This is a genomic window from Okeania sp. (assembly GCF_983059655.1).
Genome location: NZ_CEZPJD010000708.1, coordinates 1 through 4,158, shown reverse-complemented (window position 1 = coordinate 4,158; position 4,158 = coordinate 1). Strand labels below are relative to the sequence as shown.

Genomic DNA, 4,158 nt, shown 5'->3' with positions numbered 1-4,158 from the left:
TCCCTGTTCCCTGTTCCCTGTTCCCTGTTCCCTCTTTTCTGGAGATGTCTAATAGGTATAAGCTTAATGACTCTATTTGTGTTTGGGATGAAGAGATCAAAATTTTATTTATGAAAGAAGAAGTATGAAGTTATCAAAAAAATAAAGCAGCATATAGTAGACTTCTTGTAAATTTTTTTTGTCTAAATTTACTCTATCAGTCAGGCAGAATTCCACATTTTTTCTGAATAATTTATCTGGAGCGATCGCTTTCTAGTAAAATCATTAAAAATAGGCAGACTAAAAAAGTTCAGCTAATCATTAACAATTAAACTAACTAGAAATTTAATATATTTTTTTTAACTTAATTAGGCAAATCGTAATTAGGGCTTGCTGATTAAATCTCAAAGCATTGACTGATAATGGTTTCAGTCTTTTTTAGACAAAAAAAGTGCAAGCTTTTCGGCCTAAAAAGCTCATGCATCCTAGTATTTCGGGACGATTATGGTAGAAAAGTCAAGGTACTATTCTTCTGACTACTTCTTCTATAATTTCCATTACTCCTATTTGCGGAGCATGACAAACGGAAATTCTGGCTCCGACCCTTACCAAAAAACTTTATTCAGCACACCCTAATTATAAATACCAGCTATTAAGTTAGCTCTTAATCCTTACTATTACCTAAATTTAATCGGAATTAGAGAGGATGCATGAATATTTAATCGCCTATTAATTAATATGTTCTAATGTAATTAGAGTTACATTTAATTAGGGTTTGCTGATTAAATATCAAAGCATTGACTGATATTGGTTTTAGGCTTTTTATGTCTATTAAAAGTATGAGCTTTTCAATTGCTCAGTTAAAAAAGTGAGGATTTTCGGCTTTTGCTACCGGAAAAATCACTCTGACTATTGTGTTGGCCACTGAATCTGTAATTCCCATTTATTCTACGTTCTAACTACTCCCGACTCCCTACTCCCTACTCCCTACCCCAGCAAAAAGGCTTTATTCAGCAAACCCTAATTATATGAGTGAGCAGGCATTAAAAATTATTTTTATGACTAGGTAGATAGGAAGGAAAGGGCGCGGACATATCAAAAGTTTAAAACTCAGAAAATGTCAAATTTTTCCTTCTTCCTTCTGCTATATATTTTTGAAGGTTTTATCAATGCTGTAAGTATTACTATATTCCAACTAATTGGAAAACTCAATCATCATTTTTGCTTCTCCCCAAAACTAGCTGATTACCTGAAATTGCTTCCTGTTTCTTCAAAGATTTTAATTCTAACTTCACATCATTTAAGGGGAATTTTAAATTAGTATCATTACTAATTTTTTGCCTACCTTTTATTAAATTTTTCTGAGCATAAAATCAATCTTATCTCTACACTTATTTCAATTTAAATCATTATCATTACTCAAAAATTTTCCCATAGATTTATTTATTAACCAACAGCCTTCAAATAGATAGAATATAGTGGCAAAATTATAGTCTTACTGTCTACTTCCTAGCCAAAAATAATTTTATATTCTACTTAAATGAATTTTGCTCTAATATAAAATCCGGTTACACAGTTATAGCACTTTCTACTTCAATGCAATGCAAACATAAAATGCCTACTTATTCCTAGATAATTCCAACTTTCATCCTTTCTTCCTACTAACTCCTGACTCATCTAATCATACAATAACTAATGATCCGGATACTATATAATTCTTTCTTTATTCACATTATTTAAGGAGAACTATAAATTAGTAATAATACTAATTACTCGTCAACCTTTTCTTGAATTTTTCTGGGTATAAAATCAATCTTCCCTTTGCACTTATTTCAATTTAAATCATTATCATTACTCAAAAATTCTCGCATATATTGATTAACTAATTGAGGTTGTTCTTGTTGTACCGAATGACCACAATTAGGAATATAGCGAATCTGAAAATTTTCCACATATGCTTCTGTGCCATAAGTTAATTCTTTTCCTAAAGCCGTATCATCTTCACCCCAAAGCATTAAAGTAGGAATTCGCAATATTCCCCATTCTTGTTGACTGAAAAATCCAGAAAATATATTACGATAATAATTAATCATTGAAGTTAAAGCACCTCGTTTAGCCACAGCATCCTTGTAAGCCTCTATATCAGCATCAGTAACAGCAGATTTATTTACCATACTTTTAAAAATAGAAGCAATAGCTTGATAATCATTAAATTCAAGCATTAATTCTGGCAAAAAAGGTAACTGGAAGAAAAACATATACCAACTTCTCAAAAGTTGCTCTGGAGTACCTAACCCCTCCTTAAATTTTGCTGGATGAGGAATATTCATGACGATTAATTTTTCTACCATTTCAGGATTTGCATAAGCAAAAGACCAAGCTATTCCCCCTCCCCAATCATGTCCTACTAAGACACATTTTTCATAACCTAATTCTTTGATTACTCCTTCTATATCTTGAATAAATTCTGACATTAAATAAGCAGATTGATCTTTTGGTTTATCACTTTCATTATAGCCTCTTAAATCTAAAGCAACTACTTTATAATCTTGAGCAAATTCAGGTATTTGATATCGCCAAGAATACCAAAATTCAGGAAATCCATGTAACATTAACATCAAAGGACCTGAACCTTGAGTCACGTAATGAATCTTGATACTATTTACTATGATAAAATTGCTAGACCAAGGATTTTCTTTAATTGACATTGATACCTCCGGAACAATTACAGTAACTTTAAATTAAATATAGCGTTTCCCAAGGTAGTGAGGTACAGTTATATTCTTGTCTTTTTATTCCCTGTTCCCTCAAACTTAAAATTTTGTACCTCATCAGTATGGTAATTGCTATAGTTCATAGCTTTATTTTATAGCAATCGAAGCAAAATACTTAAACATATCAAAAGCTTAATCAAAATCTTAAAGTTCAGAAAACACTAAACTTTTCCTTATTTCTTAGATAACTAAAGCTTTCTTCCTTCTGCTATAAACTTATAGCGCTTTTCATTAAAATAGAATACAAATATTTTTGCTTAAAGGCAGCTATGCTTAGGGGATAAGGCAGAATTTTTGTAGTCTACCTTTGTGAAAACTGCTATAATTCTATCATTTTCTGATGATGCGATAAATTATACCAATTTGATAAATGTTTATTACAAATGGTAGAAGTAAGAAAGAAGGAAGAAGGAGTAAAGTTTTAAAAAAAGGAAAAAAAGATAGTTATCTCTATCTCAAATGAACTGGAGTAGCTATTTTTAAGTATATTCGATAAATATCTACCTTTTTGTAGAATTATTTTTTTAAATTGGTATTATACATGGATATAAAGTCAACTATTTTATTACTAGAATATGTAGTCAAATATTCTACATCATCATTTATTATTATTACTATTATTACTGTGGCGATCGTTCCTCCGATAATACCAAACTTTGGTATCAATATTGGATTGAAAATCAGCTGTTGTGTACTTAAAGCACTTATATAATGTTTGGATAATCAGTTATAAAAACCTTATCTCTTTGAACCTTTCTTTCCTTTCTGCTTTATCCCCTCTGCCTTCCTTTCTCCAAAGTATAAGTAGGGCTTGCTGATTTAGATATCAAAGCATTGACAGATAGATATCTTAGCATTTTTAGGTCTAAAAAAGTGTCAACTTTTTGGTGTCAAGAGCTGCATAGAGCTAGTGTTTTGGGACGATTATGGTTAAAAATCAAGGGATAATTTTTCTGATTACCTTCTAATTAATTCCCATTTCTTCTGACTTCTGACTCCTATCTTTACCACTCATACTTTATTCAGCAAACCCTAAGTATTTAACCGAACATGATATTAATAGAAGCCATTTGGGTCTTTTTAACAAGTTATAGTTGTTTTAAATAAGAATGAGACACTTTTTCAGCTGATACCCTTTCACAGCAAGAAATTATCGTCTCAATCCAAACTAAAATGACTATACAAGTCGAAGACCCATCTGGATTTGATAATTATGGGAGTCATTTTTCATAATTTTTCGGTTTTAACCCTTAGAGCTGATTTATAAAGTAAACATTAAGAGGCTGAATTTATCGGTATACTTAGGTTTGAAAAATTATCGTCCTGTAGAGTCCAAATTCCTGAAAGCTAGGTGATGTAAGACTTTTAACTAAGTTTATAAATCAGCTCTTATTGTTTTATAGAA

The 4,158-nt window shown here is 30.9% G+C and carries 2 protein-coding genes; one reads left to right on the top strand and one right to left on the bottom strand.

From position 1 onward, the window contains the following. Positions 1–1,811: 1,811 nt before the first annotated feature. Positions 1,812–2,687: an alpha/beta fold hydrolase gene (locus tag AC3DU7_RS27050; protein WP_488042362.1), complete on the bottom strand. Its 876-nt coding sequence runs from the start codon at positions 2,685–2,687 to the stop codon at positions 1,812–1,814. 607 nt (positions 2,688–3,294) lie between these two features. Here AC3DU7_RS27050 and AC3DU7_RS27045 point away from each other — a divergent pair. Beyond that, positions 3,295–3,465 carry a hypothetical protein gene (locus AC3DU7_RS27045; RefSeq protein WP_488042361.1) on the top strand — a complete coding sequence of 57 codons (171 nt, stop codon included), beginning with the start codon at positions 3,295–3,297 and terminating at the stop codon, positions 3,463–3,465. Positions 3,466–4,158: the final 693 nt, after the last annotated feature.

Excerpts from the sequence above, each read along its gene's own strand:
- AC3DU7_RS27050 (WP_488042362.1), bottom strand. The coding sequence starts at position 2,687 with ATGTCAATTAAAGAAAATCCTTGGTCTAGCAATTTTATCATAGTAAAT.
- AC3DU7_RS27045 (WP_488042361.1), top strand. The coding sequence starts at position 3,295 with ATGGATATAAAGTCAACTATTTTATTACTAGAATATGTAGTCAAATAT.